Genomic DNA, 18,301 nt, shown 5'->3' with positions numbered 1-18,301 from the left:
TCGGGTGCCTTTTTAGTTTTTATCCTGCCTTTTCTTCGAGAGGGTTCTTAGAGAAGGTAATAGTGATAAGGCTAGAAACAAAAAAGACCGACGATGATCGTCAGTCTTTTCTATCCTTCAGTCTCTGAATGTTCGCAAACACTAAGCCCCTGGAGGCATAGACAGACTTTCTGCGATCTGCTGTATCAGATAGTCCTCGACTTCAAATCGAGTCTCAAGAATTTCGCCAATGAGACACATATCAGAATCGAAATCATCTAATTCATCATCTTCAGTAACTTCTGAGTACTTATCGTTAAAGTTCAATAGTGGTTCAGTTGTCAGGACTATTTGGCCATAAGTTTGATTGATCTCATTGGTCACGACAAAGCCAGTTGCTTTCCAGCGATCCATAACCATGTCATAGATTTTAAAGTGGCCCTCGGAGATGTAATCAACGAGATGCTGACAGAAGTCCTGCAATTCGGAAGGAGATGGGAGTTCAATAACATTGGTTTTCGAACAAGGTTGCAGTGCTGCAAGCTTACAATATTCAACAATCAGGGATTGTCGTGTCTCTAACCAGTGATCAATGACATCACTTGAGCCACCCCACTGGTCTTGTGTTTGTTTGAATTTTTTTAGCATGACCATGCCCTCATGATCTGATCGCCTGTTGGCGAACGTATCCTTTGCAAAGCAAAGTTAGTAAAGTTATTACAAACTCTTGTCCTTACTAGAATTTAGAGTGCAAATTTACTTAACGACAAACTCTAGTATGAAATTAGATTGCCAGTAAAATGAACGAACTTCAAGCAAAGGGATGGTGTAATGTTAAGAAAAGGTGATGTTAACCGCGCGATAAATGCATACTGGTGTGTTGTTGCAGGAAGTGAAATTTGGCTGGTGGATGGTGCTGTGCCTTTCGGGTCTGCAGAGCAGTTATCACTGCCTGAAGTGAGTGCAAGGACCATTGGTGAGTATTCAGGTTCGCCCGTCATGTGGCTTAATTTGTCTGATCTGGAGCATGATCTACCATTAGTCTCACTGCGCGACTGCCTGCATTTTCCTGAGCCATTATTTATGTTGTTAAGTAAAGCGGTCCAGTATGGGCATATGACGCAAAGTCTGCGTTTTTGCCCACAGTGTGGTGGAAGAAACTTTCTTAATAATAACCAGTTAGCTATGCAGTGTGGCGAATGCCGTACTCTCCATTATCCTCGAATATTTCCGTGTATTATCGTTGCTGTGCGTAAAGAGAACCAGATCTTATTGGCCCAACATCCTAGGCATCGAAATGGTATGTATACCGTCATTGCGGGTTTTCTAGAAGTTGGTGAGACATTAGAAGAGTGTGTGGCTCGAGAAATTCATGAAGAAACAGGAATTCTCGTTAAAAATATTCGTTACTTTGGCAGCCAGCCTTGGGCTTTCCCATCGAGTATGATGATGGGTTTTTTAGCTGACTATGAATCGGGAGAGTTAAGTCCAGACTACACTGAGCTGTCTGATGCACAATGGTTTGGTATTGACGAGATGCCGCCTGTTGCGCCTAAAGGAACGATTGCAAGAGCGCTTATCGAACAAACGCTACAAGATATTGATTCTAATCATCTGATAAATAGATAAAAAAAACCCTCCGAGAGGGAGGGGGTAAGTAAGATGTCGTTATGAGATGCTGAGTACTGGGTACTCAGTTTATAATTGTAGTTTTCGCTAGCGAACAAATTTTTAACACTGATACCGATTGGGTGCAAATTAAGCATTGATTTAAAAGTTAATAACTTGATCCAGGTTGCAAAGCACACAGCTATTGGACTTAAATCAGTGATAGAATACCCCCTTTCACAGAAAGCCTAACAGTTGGAATTACGGAATGACTGAATTAAAAAATGATCGTTATCTGCGTGCGCTTTTAAAAGAGCCGGTAGATTACACGCCAGTATGGATGATGCGCCAGGCAGGTCGTTACCTACCAGAATACAAAGCGACTCGTGCAGAAGCGGGTGATTTCATGTCTTTGTGTCGAAATGCAGAATTAGCATCCGAAGTGACACTTCAACCATTACGCCGTTTTCCTCTTGATGCCGCGATCTTATTCTCGGACATCTTAACGATTCCAGATGCAATGGGGCTTGGTTTACGTTTTGCTGCGGGCGAAGGACCTGTTTTTGATAACCCAATTACATGCAAAGCTGACGTGGAAAAAATTGGTTTGCCAGATCCAGAAGGTGAACTGCAATATGTAATGAACGCAGTACGTCAGATCCGTAAAGACCTTAAGGGTGAAGTGCCGTTAATTGGCTTCTCTGGTAGCCCGTGGACTCTTGCTACGTACATGATCGAAGGTGGCAGTTCTAAAGCCTTCACCAAGATCAAGAAAATGATGTACGCGGAACCACAAACTCTGCACTTACTTCTAGATAAGCTGGCAGACAGCGTTATCGAGTACCTAAACGCGCAAATTAAAGCAGGCGCGCAGTCGGTAATGGTATTTGACACATGGGGTGGCGTACTGACGCCTCGTGACTACAACCTGTTCTCACTGCAATACATGCACAAGATTGTAGATGGTCTGATTCGTGAAAACGATGGTCGTCGCGTGCCAGTCACACTGTTTACTAAGAATGGCGGTATGTGGCTTGAGCAAATCGCAGCAACGGGCTGTGATGCGGTTGGTCTAGACTGGACAATCAACATTGCAGACGCGAAAGCACGTATCGGTGATAAAGTGGCGCTGCAAGGTAACATGGACCCATCCATGCTTTACGCTTCACCAGAGCGCATCCGCGAAGAAGTATCGGATATCCTAGAAGGCTTTGGTGATACGGGTACTGGTCATGTGTTCAACCTAGGCCATGGTATCCACTTGGATGTACCGCCAGAAAACGCGGGCGTATTTGTGGAAGCGGTACACGAGTTATCTAAGCCATACCACAAGTAAGTTAGATTTTTTGTAATCAAATGCCGGCATTCAGTGCCGGTATTTTTTTTACCTAAAATTCAATTTTTTATCTGAAACTCAAGGTTGTACAGCTCTAGTAGTATTTGGCCTACTATGATCTAATTACTATTTAGTCTGTACGTTTATTTTTTAATCTCATTATAAACAACAGCTTAGCGGTTTTGTGTTTGTGTGCTTATTTTCTTGTACAGATAAAAAATCAATTAGATCATGGGTAACCTAAAGCATCGAGTGAACGCGTTTTTTAAGGTATGGCACGACTTCAGATTCAAACCAAGGATTCTTCTTTAACCACAATGTATTGCGTGGAGAAGGATGAGGAAGCGGGATAAAATCAGGTTCCCAATCCTGCCATTGCTGAACGGTTTGCGTGAGTGTCTTTGGTTTGTTGGTGAGATAGTACTGCTGTGAGTACTGACCAATCAGTAGCGTCAGCTCTATATTGGGCAACTGCTCGAGAATCTTTTTGTGCCAAGCGGGCGCACACTCTTTGCGAGGAGGTAAATCGCCAGAGTTCCCCTTGCCTGGATAACAGAATCCCATTGGGACAATGGCAATTTTATTTGGGTCGTAGAAAACGTCTTTGTCGATATCGAGCCATTGGCGTAATCGGTCACCACTTGGGTCATTCCAAGGTATCGAGGTTTTGTGTACACGTGTGCCTGGGGCCTGACCGATGATTAGGATGCGTGCCCCTTTTGCTGCTTGTACGACAGGGTTTGCGCCCAAAGGTAAATTATCCGCGCAGATCTGGCAGGCCCTCACTTGCTGCAATAGCTCGTCTAACGACATTCTTAGTAACCCTTTTCGAAGTCCACTTGATAATTTAATGAAAACCCATCACGCCAGCGTAGATAGTTGTCAGCAAAAATCTCGATGACTTGCTCGGGAAAACTCAGCGCAGCAATGTGTGGAGTGATGGTGACTTGCGGTAGTTTCCAAAACGGATGTTCTACCGATAACGGTTCTTGCTCAAATACATCTAAGAAGGCGTGTTCTACCCAACGGTTTTTCAGAGCGAAGAGCAACCCTGCCTCATCCAGTACGTCGCCACGACCTACGTTAAACAATAACGCCTGATTTAGTTGGCTGAGCGTTTGACGATTAAGTAACTGTTGCGTCTCCGGTGTACTTGGTAGGGTATTCACAACAATGTCGGCTTGTTCAAATGCCTTACTTAGTTCACTGATATGAAAGGTCTGATTAAATTCACCACCTGAGGTCGGAATACCTGTGCGGTTCATACCGATGGTTTTTATTCCCATTGCTTTAGCGGCATTGCCCAAATAACACCCAATGCTACCAGTACCGAGAATCACCATGGTTTTACTTTGTAATGATGTATAGAGGTGAGGCTGCCATTGTTTGTTTTGTTGCTGCTGGTGGTATCGGGCAAAGTGGCGGTAATGGGCAATACTGTAACCCAAAACATATTCAGCAATCAGTGGACCAAAGATGCCTCGAACGTTAGTTAGAGCATAGTCCTGACGAAGGCTAGGGGATGTTAAGGCGTTGACACCAGCAAACGTCGATTGCACCCATTCAAGCTGTGAAAACTCGTCTAATCTATTGGATAGTAATGGCGGATCAGCAAGAACTATTTGAGCTTCCTCTGGCTTATCAGTGATGCTCAGATCTGGTAGCTTTCTCTCCGTCAATAATGTTTCGTAGGTGTCACGATGCTCTGAGAGCAGGAAAATCTGATTTGAGTGCGGCATTAACTTTTTTCCCTGTGATGAATCAAGTACACTTTCGCTGTTTTTTTCTTCAATGATTGAGTGACTATGCTTAAGAATCCTCTTCAGGTTCGTTTAGAAAAACTAGAACCTTGGCAACAAATTACCTTTATGGCGTGTCTGTGTGAACGCATGTATCCAAACTATGCGATGTTTTGTGAGAACACAGAATTTGCTGACCCGCGTGCTTACCGAGCGATTCTTGATAGTGTATGGGAAATTTTGACAGTTAAGAACGCGAAAATTAACTTCGAACGTCAATTAGAGAAGTTAGAAGAGTTGTTCCCAAGTGCGGATGAGTTCGATTTTTACGGCGTTTACCCAGCGATGGACGCGTGTCAGGGTTTATCTACGTTACTGCATGGTCTATTGGACCGCGACTACCTTTTCGATTCAATGCTTAAAGTGAGCCAACAGTCGGTACAAACCGTTGCTGATCTAGAGCAAGCGCAAGGTGCAGAGCCAATAACCAACGACAACCAGAAAGAAAATGAAGCCGTATGTGAAGAATGGGACGTGCAGTGGGCTATTTTCCGTCCACTGCGTGAAGCGGTAGAGCGTGACATCAGCTTGATTAAAGATTTACGTGAAGAGTTACGTGAAGAAGGTGTGAGCAACATCGGTATTGCACTTTAGTCGTTGAATAGATAGAAAAAGGCATCCTAAATGGATGCCTTTTTGTTTGCGGCGTTTGAGCGGTTATGCCCAATGTTGATTACGATTCTTTAGAATCTGGTTTTGTCGCTTCTTGGGTTTCTGGCTCCTTGTGATGCTTCTCCAGCTCTTCCTCTTCTTCATCATCATCGCGGCTTTCGATTACGCCGTGCATTTCTTTCCAGCTTTCCCAGCGTTGGTAAGCCAGCTCCTGCATGTCAGTGCTTTTATCCGCTTCGTCGATGATTTCTTCACCTACGAGGTGTTCAAAAATATCTTCCAACGTTACCAAACCTAGCACGGTACCGTATTCATCAACAACAAGTGCCAGCTGTAAGCGATGAGTCATCATCTGGTCAAACACTTTCGGTAAAGTCGTGTTGTTTAGCACCACTTGAATCGGGCGCATGATTGCTCCCAGTTGTTTCTGTCCACAACCTGATTGTTGGAGTTTGAACAACTCAAGGCGGTGCACAAAACCAATGATATTGTCTTTCTGCTCGCTATAAACCAATGGGCGGGAGAAAGGTGTATCCTTGTGTTTTTCTAGGAACTCATTGATGGTCATCGTGGCATCGATACGGAATACCACAGGACGTGGCGTCATAACCTGAGTTACAGGTACATCTTGGATGCCAAGCAAGTTGCTTAATATTTTTGATTCACCCTCGGCAAATTCACCGCTTTCACGTGCCAGAATCGCCATTGCCGACAGTTCATCGCGCATCTTGGGTGTTTCGTGGTTACGAGCAAGACGCTTGGTGATTTGCTCTGAAAACCATACGAATGGTGTTAGCGCCCATACCATCCAGCGTAATGCGACTGCCGCGGTTGGCGCCAATTGACGCCAGTAAGTTGCGCCAATTGTTTTCGGTACGATCTCTGAAAGCACCAAGATCGCCAGTGTGAGCACTGCCGAAAAGATACCTAACGCTTCGCTACCAAATACCACCGCAGCTTGTGCACCAGCAGTGGCCGCGCCGATGGTATGAGCGATGGTATTTAGAGTTAGAATGGATGCCAATGGCCGGTCGATATCTGATTTTAGCTTAGCCAGTTGCCCAGCTGCGGGATGCCCCTGTTGATTGAGCTGCGCAATGTAGCTCGGACTGATACTCAGCAGTACCGCCTCCAGCACCGAACAGATAAACGAAATGCCGATTGCAATAGAGATATAAATGGATAACAGCAGCATAGTTGCCCTTGAATGTAGTTTGATAGTGGTTATTTGCAGCTATTATAACCGCAAAAGTGCCTTATAAATTGGTCCAAATACCTTGGAAAGCAAGGGTTTTCAGGGGGTATGTGGTAACAAATTGTGAGTTATTACTCATATTATGGCTAAAAGTGCGTCAGAAAATCGAAAGATCGCTTACAAACCTTTGCCAGATGGGGCATTTATGTTTTAGAGTGAGACGAATTCGATAACCTATGAGAAGGGAAACCTAATGAACAAGACCCAATTAATCGACTTTATCGCAGAGAAAGCAGACCTATCAAAAGCACAAGCAAAAGCTGCTCTTGAAGCGACTCTTGATGGTGTAACTGGTGCACTTAAAGAGGGTGACCAAGTTCAACTAATTGGTTTTGGTACATTCAAAGTAAACCACCGCGCTGCACGTACTGGTCGTAACCCTAAGACTGGTGACGAGATTCAAATCGCAGCAGCTAACGTACCTGCATTCGTAGCAGGTAAAGCGCTGAAAGAATCAGTAAACTAAGTTAGAATGCACCGAGGTATCCTGCCTCGGTGCAACTTCATGAAAAAACATCTACTCGCTTCACTTCTCTTATCTAGCTTTACCCTTTTTGGCTGTTCGTCGGTTGAAACTCCTAATTTAGAACAATTTACTCACTTCTCTGGCGGCAAAGTTGCTGGAGACGCAAGTAGCTTGTACTGGATGACCGAGAAACTCACTCGCGTGAGTACGGCTGCGGATTACGTAACGATGGGGGATAATGGCTGGTTTCAAAGTGACTACCGTTGGGATGAAGGTGAGCTTCGAGAGTTGATTCGAAAAGGTGAGCAAGTTGATACCAAGCAAGAGTTGGTGCCTTTTCAAATCCACATCCGTTTTAATAAAGATGGCGAAGCGGTTTACCAACAATATCGCGTTAATCGTAAAGTCTTACCACTTCAGCATGAACAATTAGAACGTTACAAGACAGAAGCGAATGATGTAGTGGCGTCGGTTAAGGCGCAGTCTCGTAACAGTCAGAGCCTCATTCAAGGTTATTGGAATGGCCAATCGTTTGAAACCTGCAAAGGTAAAGCGTTCTCGACACTCGAGTTTAATCAGACGTTGCCAAAATTTATTATCGAGCGTCTCTCATCTGTAGACAGTTACGTGGCTTTTGTCGGCAAGCAGTCACGAAATAAAGCAACGGTTGATGAACTGTTGATGCTCAATGATGATGACTTTGATTGTGTACCACGACCAGCATTACTCGCTGAGTAAGCTTGGTGAGACTTACTTGCTGACAGAGTAATAAAAAAGGCGCTGAATGCGCCTTTTGTTTTTTTAGCCAACTTAAGTTGTTTTTATTTTTCTTGCTCACGTGCAATCGCACGGTAGCCGATGTCACTGCGATGGAACATGCCGTCCCAACTGATCTGTTTTGCAAGCTCGTAAGCGCGTTGCTGCGCTTCTGATACGCTATTGCCAAGTGCGGTTGCACAAAGAACACGACCGCCGTTTGTTACGATGTTGCCATCTTTATTGTCTGTACCCGCGTGGAAGACTTTCTCGCCTTCAATTTCAACTTGTGGCAGACCAGAGATCACATCGCCTTTGTTGTACGCTGCTGGGTAACCACCGGCTGCGAGTACGATACCAATCGACGCACGTAGATCCCATTTTGATTCCACTTGAGCCAGTTTTTGGTCAATCGCAGCCAAGCAAAGATCAACCAGATCCGATTCCATACGCATCATGATTGGTTGTGTCTCTGGATCACCGAAGCGGCAGTTGTACTCGATCACTTTAGGCGTACCATCTTTGTCGATCATCAGACCCGCGTATAGGAAACCTGTGTATGGGTTACCTTCAGACGCCATGCCACGTACCGTTGGGTAAATGACTTCTTCCATGATGCGGTTGTGAATTTCTGGTGTTACCACAGGAGCTGGCGAGTACGCGCCCATGCCACCAGTGTTAGGACCTGTATCTTTGTCACCTACGCGTTTGTGATCTTGGCTGGTGGCCATTGGCAGAACGTTCTCACCATCCACCATCACGATGAAGCTTGCTTCTTCGCCATCTAGGAACTCTTCGATAACCACGCGGCTGCCTGCGTCACCAAATGCGTTGCCTGCTAGCATGTCTTTGATTGCGTCTTCGGCTTCTTCTAGCGTCATTGCCACAATCACGCCTTTACCAGCCGCAAGGCCGTCGGCTTTCACCACAATCGGCGCACCTTGCTCACGCACGTAAGCAAGCGCTGGTTCAATTTCTGTGAAGTTTGCGTATGCACCGGTTGGGATTTGGTGACGAGCAAGGAAGTCTTTAGTAAACGCTTTGGAGCCTTCAAGCTGCGCTGCGGCTTGGGTAGGGCCAAAGATTGGTAAGCCCGCTTCGCGGAACGCATCAACCACACCAATAACCAATGGTGCTTCTGGGCCAACGATAGTCAATTCAATCGCCTTCTCTTTTGCAAAAGCAACCAGACTATCGATGTCTTCCACATCAATGTTTACGTTCTCTAGTTTTGGCTCTAGTGCCGTACCTGCGTTGCCTGGAGCAATGAAAATAGTCTCAACATTTGGGTTTTGCGCTGCTTTCCAGCCTAGCGCATGTTCACGACCGCCTGAACCAATGATTAAAACTCGCATATGAAAATCCTTAATCTTATAAATACTGTTTACTCAAAGTATTTGATGATGTGGCTAGGCAGCAATTGAGCCCATCCCGGAAACATAGCCAGCTACGTAACTGGGTTGGGCGAAAGCAGTTAACAACGCCACAGTGCCAAATACGATGAGGAAATTAGTGGCGGAAGTGACGCATACCCGTGAAGATCATCGCCATGCCGTGCTCATCTGCTGCTGCGATAACTTCGTCGTCACGCATTGAGCCACCTGGCTGAATTACGCACTTAATGCCGGCTTCTGCTGCGGCATCGATACCGTCGCGGAATGGGAAGAAAGCGTCAGATGCCATTACGCTACCGGCAACTTCTAAGCCTTCATCTGCGGCTTTGATGCCGGCAATCTTCGCTGAGTAAACGCGGCTCATTTGGCCTGCGCCTACACCGATAGTCATGTCGCCTTTCGCGTAAACGATCGCGTTAGATTTCACGTATTTCGCTACTTTCCAGCAGAATAGGGCATCTTTGAGCTCTTCTTCTGTCGGCTGACGCTTAGACACGACTTTAAGATCGTCTAGGCTTACCATGCCTTGGTCGCGGTCTTGAACCAGTAGACCACCGTTGACGCGTTTTACGTCAAAGCCCGTTGTCTTCGTTGACCACTCGCCACATTCTAGTAGACGTACGTTCTTCTTCGCTGCAACGATTTCAATCGCTTCAGCAGAAACAGAAGGTGCGATAATCACTTCAACGAATTGACGCTCAACGATAGCGCTAGCCGTTTTTGCATCTAGCTCTTGGTTGAATGCAATGATGCCGCCGAACGCTGACGTTGGGTCAGTTTGGTAAGCGCGGTTGTACGCCTCGAGGATGTCTTTACCTAGCGCAACGCCACATGGGTTGGCGTGTTTTACGATTACACATGCTGGCTCGTTGAACTCTTTCACACACTCAAGTGCGGCGTCCGTGTCTGCGATGTTGTTGTAAGAAAGAGCTTTACCTTGGATTTGGCGAGCAGTAGAAACAGATGCTTCTTGTGGGTTTGCTTCAACGTAGAATGCGGCTGCTTGGTGGCTGTTCTCACCGTAGCGCATGTCTTGTTTTTTCTCGAATTGCTGGTTGAAAGTACGTGGGAATTTAGACTCTTCATCACCTTCTTTGTTCTCACCGTAAGATGGAACCATAGTGCCGAAGTAGTTTGCGATCATGCCATCGTAAGCAGCAGTGTGCTCGAATGCTGCGATAGCAAGGTCGAAACGAGTCTCTAGTGTTAGAGATTTCTCGTTCGCGTCCATTTCAGCGATAACGCGATCGTAATCATGAGCGTTCACAACGATAGTCACGTCTTTGTGATTTTTCGCTGCAGAGCGAACCATCGTTGGGCCGCCGATATCGATGTTTTCAACCGCGTCAGCTAGTGTACAGCCTTCTTTTGCAACGGTTTCTGCGAATGGGTATAGGTTAACAACGACCATGTCGATTGGATTGATGCCATGTTTTGCCATCACGTCGTCATCTTGACCACGACGACCAAGCACACCACCGTGAACTTTCGGGTGAAGCGTTTTAACGCGGCCGTCCATCATTTCTGGGAAACCTGTGTAGTCAGAGACTTCTGTTACTGCGATGCCTTGTTCGGCAAGTAGGCGTGCTGTACCACCAGTAGATAGGATATCGACACCGCGCTCAGCAAGAGCTTGTGCAAACTCAACAATACCTGTTTTGTCTGATACGCTGATAAGCGCACGGCGAATAGGACGAGCGTTATTCATGCTTCCATTTTCCTCAAATTCACGGAGTTAAAGATGTTTGCCAAAAATGAACTTGTTTTTACCTCTTGGGGTAAAATATTGGCCAGTTTTGGTAAAGACCTTTGCCGGATGTTTTCTGGTTAGAAAACAGTCTCCACATTTGATGGCGCGTATTCTAACCAATTTATTACAAAAAAGCTCGCGCAATCGTTTGGCATCTCAAAAATAATTGTGAAAAAGAGGTTCTTTAGCTTTAAAAGTAACGAGATAGTTAATAGGGAAAGTTATGTTTCAGATAGGTGAACTGGCAAAACGTTGTGGTGTGACGGCAGATACGCTGCGTTTTTATGAGAAAAACGCGCTGATAAAGCCCGCAGGTCGAAGTGAATCAGGTTATCGTCTCTATAATGAAGAGAATCAAAAGCAGGTACACTTCATCCTTAAAGGTAAAGAGCTGGGCCTGAGCCTGGATGAGATTAAAGAGCTACTAGAAATCAAACTAGAAGCGACAGAACACAGCTGTGCAGAGGTTAAAGCTATTACTTCTGCTAAGTTAGAGCTGATTGATGGAAAAATTAACGAGCTAACGAAAATTCGTCGAGCTTTGAAGAAGATCAATGATGCTTGCTGCGGTCATACGGACGATGATGCTACTCATTGTTCTATCCTTGCAGCACTTGAGTAGTCTCATTTCTGCATCACTTAACTTAAGTTTGCATTTTTGGCGGCTTGCTTTTCTAGGTGCACGCCGTTTTCCCACCTATAATCTCGCCTTTAGTTACCTGTAGGAATTGACCATTGTTTGATTCCTGCCGTAGCGCTGTCTGTAGATACGAGAGTTTTCATACATGGTTGGAGTCTATTTTCAAATCAATGACTGGGTTTTAAGCGTTGATGAAAATAAGCTGTATCGACAAGATAGGGAAGTTACTGTTGAGCCACGCTTAATTAATCTTCTGCATTTCCTAGCGGAGCATGCGAATGAGGTGTTCAATCGTGAGGAATTGATCCAATACGTTTGGGCAGGGGCGATTGTGACCGATCAAGTGGTGACTCAGTCCATTTTTGAGTTGCGTAAATTACTGCGGGACGGTCGGGAAGAAAATACCAGCTACGTCATTACAGTGCCGAAACGTGGTTACAAGCTGGTGGCGAATGTGACCCCAATGACACTCGAGGAATTCCTCGCAAGTCGTCATTGTGATTCAGAAACTCTTCCTCCTATTGTTGAAGAGCCAGAAGAAGAGACTCTACCTATCGCACCTGCCGTCACCTTTCCTGCAGGCCCTCTGACTCGCGCGGTCTGTGAGATGTCTAAAGAGAAAAAGGCCCCTCAGAAAAAAAATAAAATCAGTCCGTGGCGCCTGGGGATCATGAACTTCATCTGGATCAGTGTCTTGGTTGTGGTGATGGGCGTGTTTACCTACAAGCAATCGGAAGTGCGTATTACTCAAGCCATCGATACTCACCTTATCGAATTCAAGTTTCAAGATAACTTCACGAGCGAAGGGTTAAGCTACGACTTGGCAGACGGGTTTGCCCAAAAGTTGATGTCCGACATTGCTCAAGTGAGCGATTACCGAGTCATGCTAAAGAAGGCGTCGTTTACCTCGGGTATTGTACCGGGCAAATCGGTTGTGGTGCGGGTTCGTGAAAATGAGGGTGGCAGCTTTTTAGAGGTGGAATATCGCAATAACTCATCTGAAAAGGTGTTGTTTAGTCGTCAATACGCGTTAACCAGCAGCCATTTAAAGACTGTGCTTCAACAAGCGTCGTTAGACTTGATGCAAGTGCTGAAAGTACCGGATGCCAAGCTGAAATCCACGATGCTGGTGGCGGGAATGCCAATTAACCCAGATGCTTTGGAGCTGTTTGTTCAAGCTAACCATTATCTCAATGTCTCGGATGCCAAGCAGTTTCGCCAAGGCGTCAACTTGATGGAAAACATTTTAGAAATTGAGCCGGATAACGCTTACGTTCAGGCAGAGTTATTAATTGCTTACCACGTGCAGAAGGTGCTCGATTTTTCACAGGAGTTGAAGAAAGGGCGAGTGCAGCAGTTGAGTGACGCACTAGAAACTAACGTAAAAATGATGGTTGGGCCAATTCAACCGCGAATTTATGAAGCTTTAGCCTTGCACGAAACCATTATTGGTGACATGGCTTCAGCCAAGCAGCATCTTGGGCAGGCTTTGAGGTTACGTGATTCGGTGCTTTCTTATGTGATTCGTGGTAAGCACGCTGAATTGGATGGTGATCTGGATTTGGCCAGTGAGTCTTACAGCGAAGCTTTCTATATTGATACGTCGGTTGAGACGTACCTGCTGTGCGAAAACTTGGTCTTCCCAAGTAACATGAAGGCGATTGATTACGCCATGTATCGCGCTGTTCACCCTTCTGTCGTTCGAATGCTTTAATTCTCTCTCACTCTACGTCAGTTTAATACTAGCCCCTCATTTCGGTGAGGGGCTTTTTTGTAGCTGTCGAAAAGTGAAAAGGGTGGGCGGTGGGGTAATGACTTACGAAGGAGCCAGTAACGCAAGCTTGCAACGGGAAGACATATCCGGTTTTCTTCTCTATCTCTATCTCTATCTCTATCTCTATCTCTATCTCTATCTCTATCTCTATCTCTATCTTTATCTTTATCTTTATCTCTATTGATTGTATGGAGTGTCTGGCTGAGTTATGTGGCGAGAATGATTCTGATGCTTTCTTGGAGGCGAGATGAATATTGATGTGGGTCAAAAAGCGCGATCAGGGAGAGGTTTATGGAATCAACAGGTTCAGGGAATCAACCCTTCGGGACGGGGAAGTTGATAGAGGTTGATAACTTTTGCCGCGATTACCAACGAGTTGATGAGAGTTTATCTATCGGTAGAAGGTTTGATGTTTTTCTTATAAATGCATGAATAATATGGTTTTATATTTTTGTGTTTATCATGTTTATCTCAACTTGATGTTGATTAACTAATCATTTTATTGATAACGCCAAGTTTATTTTTTTCCCGATTTTTGGGCGTAGTCTTCACTTCGAAATTTAGCGAGGTCGAGCAGGTTCTTCCTCATAGCATCTCGCTAATAACCGTTCAGTTTGAGTCACGTTGACTTGAGTAGAATAGATTTGGAGATGTTATGTCATCGAATACGAAAAAAATCGGCCTAATTGCCTGTACGGGTGTAGTAGCCGGTAACATGATGGGTAGTGGTATTGCACTGTTACCTTCTAGCCTAGCTTCAGTAGGCTCTGTTTCAATTTTCAGTTGGCTGATCTGTTTGATCGGTGCACTGAGCCTTGCGTTTGTTTACGCTCGTCTGGCAACCAAAAACCCTCAAGAAGGTGGTCCTATCGCTTACGCTGGCGAAGTTTCACCTGTCTTTGGTTTCCAAACGGGCGTGCTTTATTACCACGCGAACTGGATTGGTAACCTAGCTATTGCTATTACAGGTGTTTCTTACCTTTCAGTATTCTTCCCTGTGCTTAATGACCCAATCCCAGCAGGTATTGCGACGATTGCATCGGTATGGATCTTCACTTTCGTTAACCTACTTGGTGGTAGCTGGGTAAGCCGTCTATGTACGCTTGGTCTTGTTCTAATCCTCATTCCAGTTGTTGGTACAGCGGCGTTTGGTTGGACGCACTTCGACACTGCGCTATACAGCCAAAACTGGAACGTATCTGCGGGTACGGATAGCCATGCGATCGTGACAGCGGTTCTTATCTGTCTATGGTCATTCGTTGGTGTGGAATCAGCAGCAGTATCGACAGGTATGGTAGAAAATCCTAAACGTACTGTACCGCTAGCAACCATGCTGGGTACTGGTATCGCAGGTGTGATTTACATCCTATCAACTCAAATGATCAGCGGCATGTTCCCTGCTTCTGAAGTTGCGGCATCAGGTGCGCCATTTGCACTAGCAACCACTGAGCTATTCGGTAGCTGGACTGCACCATTCGTATCAGCATTCACAGCACTAGCATGTTTCACTTCGCTAGGTTCTTGGATGATGCTGGTGGGCGAGGCTGGTAAACGTGCAGCAAGCGATGGCAACTTCCCTAAAATCTACGGCGAAACTGACAAAAACGGTGTGCCTAAGAAAGGTCTAATCCTTGCGTCAATCAAGATGACTGCACTGATGGTTGTACTGATGTTCTTCAGCTCTAAAACAGCACACGCATCAGACCTGTTCAACCAGTTAACAACTGACGCAGTTCTACTAACTATGCTGCCTTACTTCTACTCAAGCATTAACTTGATTCGCTTCGAAGGTATGACAACACGCAACGGCTTCGTAATGCTGTTCTCTGGTGTGGCTTGTCTGTTCTGCTTCATCGCACTAGCAGGTGCAGAGGGCGGTACGCTAACAGCAACCTTCATCGTGTCTCTAGTTATCTTGATGTTCTACAGCAAAAAAGCAGGTCTTGCTCAGTACGTGAAAATGCACGCTGACGACATGCCTGCCCAAGCAAGCAACTAATCCCCAAAACGCTGGCACTGCGGTGCCAGCCCATAAAACCCAAATTCACGCGGCGCTCACCTTACTCATTGCCTGTAAATGGCAAAGAGCGCCCTCATTCGCCTTGGAGATGTCCAAATGAATATATTCGCTATCTTGAACCACATGGGTGTGTTCTTTAAAGAAGAGCCAGTTCGTCAACTTCACGCTGCTCTTGAGAAAGCGGGCTACGAAGTGGTTTACCCAGTAGATGATAAAGACTTGATCAAAATGATTGAGATGAACCCACGCATTTGCGGTGTGCTGTTCGACTGGGATAAATACTCACTAGAGCTATGTGAACGTATTAGCCAAATCAACGAAAAACTGCCTGTTCACGCATTTGCTAACGAACAGTCTACTCTAGATATTTCACTAACAGACCTACGTCTAAACGTGAGCTTCTTCGAGTACGCTTTAGGTATGGCTGACGACATCGCTATCAAAATCAACCAAGCGACTGAGGCATACAAAGATGCCATCATGCCTCCATTCACTAAAGCGCTATTCAAATACGTAGAAGAAGGTAAATACACCTTCTGTACTCCAGGTCACATGGGCGGTACTGCATTCCAGAAAAGCCCTGCTGGTAGCATCTTCTACGATTTTTACGGTCCAAACACATTCAAAGCGGACGTATCAATCTCAATGCCTGAGCTAGGTTCTCTACTAGACCACTCAGGTCCACATAAAGATGCAGAAGAATACATCGCACGCACATTCAATGCAGACAGCTCGTACATCGTAACTAACGGTACGTCTACATCGAACAAAATCGTTGGTATGTACTCAGCACCTGCGGGCAGCACAGTACTGATTGACCGTAACTGTCACAAATCTCTGACTCACCTAATGATGATGAGCGACGTGACACCAATCTACTTCCGCCCAACTCGTAACGCATACGGCATCCTTGGTGGTATTCCACAAAGCGAATTCAGCCGCGATGTCATTGCAGAGAAAGTGGCGAAAACACCAGGTGCAACAGCGCCAAGTTACGCAGTAGTGACTAACTCAACTTACGATGGTCTGTTGTACAACACACAATTCATCAAAGAGTCGCTAGACTGTAAACACATCCACTTCGACAGTGCTTGGGTGCCTTACACTAACTTCAACCCAATTTACGAAGGTAAATGTGGTATGAGTGGTGAAGCGATGCCAGGCAAAGTGTTCTACGAGACACAATCAACACACAAACTGTTGGCAGCGTTCTCACAAGCTTCAATGATTCACGTGAAAGGTGACTTTGATAAAGAGTCTTTCAACGAAGCATTCATGATGCACACTTCAACTTCACCTCAGTACGGCATTGTTGCTTCTACTGAAACTGCAGCTGCAATGATGCGCGGCAACACAGGTAAGAAGTTGATGCAAGACTCTATCGATCGCGCAATTCGCTTCCGTAAAGAGATCAAACGCCTAGAAGCAGAAAGTGACAGCTGGTTCTTCGATGTATGGCAACCAGAAAACATCGATACCACAGAATGTTGGAAACTAGACCCTAGCGATACATGGCACGGCTTCAAGAACATGGATGACAACCACATGTATCTTGACCCAATCAAAGTCACGCTACTGACTCCGGGGATGAATAAAGAAGGCGAACTAGAAGAATCAGGTATTCCTGCTTCGCTGGTGGCTAAATTCCTAGACGAGCGCGGCATCGTGGTAGAGAAAACAGGTCCATACAACTTGTTGTTCCTATTCTCAATCGGTATCGACAAATCAAAAGCAATGCAATTGCTACGCGGTCTGACTGAATTTAAACGTGGCTACGACTTAAACCTAACCATCAAGAGCTTCCTTCCTTCGCTATATAACGAAGATCCAAGCTTCTATGAAGGCATGCGCGTTCAAGATTTGGCACAAGCAATTCATAACCTAACTAAGAAATACAACCTACCAGAGCTAATGTACAAAGCGTTCGATGTTCTTCCAGAAATGAAAGTAACACCACACGCAGCATGGCAAGAAGAGCTTCGCGGTAACGTAGAAGAAATCAAACTGGAAGAAATGGTTGGTCGCGTAAGTGCGAACATGATCCTTCCTTACCCTCCAGGTGTGCCACTAGTACTTCCTGGTGAAATGGTGACTCAAGAGTCTCGCCCAGTGCTGGACTTCCTAGAGATGCTTTGTGAGATCGGTGCGCATTACCCTGGTTTCGAAACCGACATCCACGGTCTGTACCAACAAAAAGATGGTAGCTACACCGTAAAAGTATTGAAGAACTAAGTTCCTCTTGAAGATGACGCCATTGGGAATGCAAGCATGCTCCACTCTTACGAGCTCAATGTGTCATCGAACAACCACGACATTTAGATATACCCCTAGCTAATCTGTCGTAAAAGAGAAGGGCAAGGATGCTCTGATCTTTTCTTCTATATATAGAAGAAGCACTTTTCCAAGACTTCACCTGAAGTACCCCAAATAAAAAGTAAAGACCAAAAGAGCAGTTCATTATCGTTCTGCTCTTTTTTTCGTCTTTATATAGTTAGAAAGAGAAAAAAGAACCAAGAGAGATAAGATCAGCGATCGAAATTACCAAGAAATCGGCGGTCTTTTAATGCAGAAGTCAGGTGTTTCATCATGAAAAGATCCTCTACAACCCGGAATATTAGACAAGATCGTTGAGTATCTATGCGGAATGCTCGTTATTTGTTCGGTTGAGAGTTTTTTTGCAAAAAACGCTTGTACTAATTTATCAACTCCCTATACTGCGCATCCACCGACACGGAGTGAGACGAAAGTCACACAGCGAGTCGGAAGTGAGAGAAAAAGAAATTTGAAAAAATGCTTGACTCTCTCACGGTGCGGAGTAAGATACGCACCCCTGACGACGAGCAACTAAGTTGCTGGATAAGTTAGAAAAGCTCTTTAAAAATATAAACCTATCAATCTGTGTGGGCACTCGT

At 45.3% G+C, this 18,301-nt stretch carries 16 protein-coding genes; 9 read left to right on the top strand and 7 right to left on the bottom strand.

Annotation, left to right across the window (positions count from 1 at the left end; translation table 11 throughout):
* Window positions 1–141: 141 nt before the first annotated feature.
* Window positions 142–633 (bottom strand): Rsd/AlgQ family anti-sigma factor, encoded by a 492-nt coding sequence (locus D8S93_RS23205; RefSeq protein ID WP_031780615.1) that lies wholly within the window; start codon window positions 631–633, stop codon window positions 142–144.
* A gap of 177 nt (window positions 634–810) precedes the next feature.
* Between D8S93_RS23205 and nudC the strand changes: the two genes are divergently transcribed.
* Window positions 811–1,608: an NAD(+) diphosphatase gene (nudC, locus tag D8S93_RS23200; protein ID WP_152815772.1), complete on the top strand. Its 798-nt coding sequence runs from the start codon at window positions 811–813 to the stop codon at window positions 1,606–1,608.
* Window positions 1,609–1,855: 247 nt separating this feature from the next.
* Window positions 1,856–2,923, top strand: coding sequence for a uroporphyrinogen decarboxylase (gene hemE, locus D8S93_RS23195; protein WP_048625623.1), 1,068 nt, complete (start codon window positions 1,856–1,858; stop codon window positions 2,921–2,923).
* Window positions 2,924–3,163: 240 nt separating this feature from the next.
* Here the strand turns inward: hemE and D8S93_RS23190 are convergent, their stop codons facing one another.
* Together D8S93_RS23190 and D8S93_RS23185 are read right to left on the bottom strand one after the other, a co-directional pair.
* The gene (locus tag D8S93_RS23190; protein WP_152815769.1) at window positions 3,164–3,736 is read right to left on the bottom strand and encodes a uracil-DNA glycosylase family protein; all 573 of its coding nucleotides are present in this window, start codon (window positions 3,734–3,736) and stop codon (window positions 3,164–3,166) included.
* Window positions 3,737–3,738: 2 nt separating this feature from the next.
* Entirely contained in the window at window positions 3,739–4,662 is a 924-nt protein-coding gene (locus D8S93_RS23185) for a D-2-hydroxyacid dehydrogenase (RefSeq protein ID WP_152815766.1), read from the bottom strand.
* 66 nt (window positions 4,663–4,728) lie between these two features.
* Here D8S93_RS23185 and D8S93_RS23180 point away from each other — a divergent pair, with 66 nt between their 5' ends.
* Window positions 4,729–5,316 carry a YjaG family protein gene (locus D8S93_RS23180; protein WP_005382520.1) on the top strand — a complete coding sequence of 196 codons (588 nt, stop codon included), beginning with the start codon at window positions 4,729–4,731 and terminating at the stop codon, window positions 5,314–5,316.
* A 79-nt stretch (window positions 5,317–5,395) separates the two neighbouring features.
* Here D8S93_RS23180 and D8S93_RS23175 read toward each other — a convergent pair whose 3' ends face one another.
* Window positions 5,396–6,529: a hemolysin family protein gene (locus D8S93_RS23175; RefSeq protein ID WP_152815763.1), complete on the bottom strand. Its 1,134-nt coding sequence runs from the start codon at window positions 6,527–6,529 to the stop codon at window positions 5,396–5,398.
* A 253-nt stretch (window positions 6,530–6,782) separates the two neighbouring features.
* Here D8S93_RS23175 and hupA point away from each other — a divergent pair, with 253 nt between their 5' ends.
* Together hupA and D8S93_RS23165 are read left to right on the top strand one after the other, a co-directional pair.
* The gene (hupA, locus tag D8S93_RS23170; protein WP_005382524.1) at window positions 6,783–7,055 is read left to right on the top strand and encodes a nucleoid-associated protein HU-alpha; all 273 of its coding nucleotides are present in this window, start codon (window positions 6,783–6,785) and stop codon (window positions 7,053–7,055) included.
* A gap of 39 nt (window positions 7,056–7,094) precedes the next feature.
* Window positions 7,095–7,793, top strand: a complete 699-nt coding sequence (locus tag D8S93_RS23165) for a DUF1481 domain-containing protein (RefSeq protein WP_046874617.1) — start codon at window positions 7,095–7,097, stop codon at window positions 7,791–7,793.
* An 83-nt stretch (window positions 7,794–7,876) separates the two neighbouring features.
* On the opposite strand, the gene purD is transcribed toward D8S93_RS23165, so the two are convergent.
* Together purD and purH are read right to left on the bottom strand one after the other, a co-directional pair.
* Window positions 7,877–9,166 (bottom strand): phosphoribosylamine--glycine ligase, encoded by a 1,290-nt coding sequence (purD, locus tag D8S93_RS23160; RefSeq protein WP_152815759.1) that lies wholly within the window; start codon window positions 9,164–9,166, stop codon window positions 7,877–7,879.
* A gap of 154 nt (window positions 9,167–9,320) precedes the next feature.
* On the bottom strand, window positions 9,321–10,913 hold the full coding sequence (gene purH, locus D8S93_RS23150) for a bifunctional phosphoribosylaminoimidazolecarboxamide formyltransferase/IMP cyclohydrolase (RefSeq protein ID WP_085344624.1): 1,593 nt from the start codon (window positions 10,911–10,913) through the stop codon (window positions 9,321–9,323).
* Window positions 10,914–11,178: 265 nt separating this feature from the next.
* Between purH and zntR the strand changes: the two genes are divergently transcribed.
* Together zntR and cadC are read left to right on the top strand one after the other, a co-directional pair.
* Window positions 11,179–11,577 carry a Zn(2+)-responsive transcriptional regulator gene (zntR, locus tag D8S93_RS23140; RefSeq protein WP_005397290.1) on the top strand — a complete coding sequence of 133 codons (399 nt, stop codon included), beginning with the start codon at window positions 11,179–11,181 and terminating at the stop codon, window positions 11,575–11,577.
* A gap of 163 nt (window positions 11,578–11,740) precedes the next feature.
* Window positions 11,741–13,309, top strand: coding sequence for a lysine decarboxylation/transport transcriptional activator CadC (gene cadC / locus D8S93_RS23135; protein ID WP_152815756.1), 1,569 nt, complete (start codon window positions 11,741–11,743; stop codon window positions 13,307–13,309).
* A gap of 28 nt (window positions 13,310–13,337) precedes the next feature.
* Here the strand turns inward: cadC and D8S93_RS23130 are convergent, their stop codons facing one another.
* Window positions 13,338–13,637 (bottom strand): hypothetical protein, encoded by a 300-nt coding sequence (locus tag D8S93_RS23130; RefSeq protein ID WP_193621664.1) that lies wholly within the window; start codon window positions 13,635–13,637, stop codon window positions 13,338–13,340.
* 387 nt (window positions 13,638–14,024) lie between these two features.
* Here D8S93_RS23130 and cadB point away from each other — a divergent pair, with 387 nt between their 5' ends.
* Both cadB and D8S93_RS23120 read left to right on the top strand, forming a co-directional pair.
* Window positions 14,025–15,368: a cadaverine/lysine antiporter gene (gene cadB / locus D8S93_RS23125; RefSeq protein ID WP_053808506.1), complete on the top strand. Its 1,344-nt coding sequence runs from the start codon at window positions 14,025–14,027 to the stop codon at window positions 15,366–15,368.
* Window positions 15,369–15,485: 117 nt separating this feature from the next.
* Window positions 15,486–17,621: a lysine decarboxylase CadA gene (locus D8S93_RS23120; protein ID WP_025523408.1), complete on the top strand. Its 2,136-nt coding sequence runs from the start codon at window positions 15,486–15,488 to the stop codon at window positions 17,619–17,621.
* The last annotated feature ends 680 nt before the right edge of the window (window positions 17,622–18,301 follow it).

Origin of the sequence: Vibrio sp. VGrn 2 (assembly GCF_009361695.1) — a bacterium.
GTDB classification, from domain to species: domain Bacteria; phylum Pseudomonadota; class Gammaproteobacteria; order Enterobacterales; family Vibrionaceae; genus Vibrio; species Vibrio diabolicus.
Note: the sequence above shows the minus strand (reverse complement) of the source record. Positions and strands in the feature narration are given on the sequence as shown.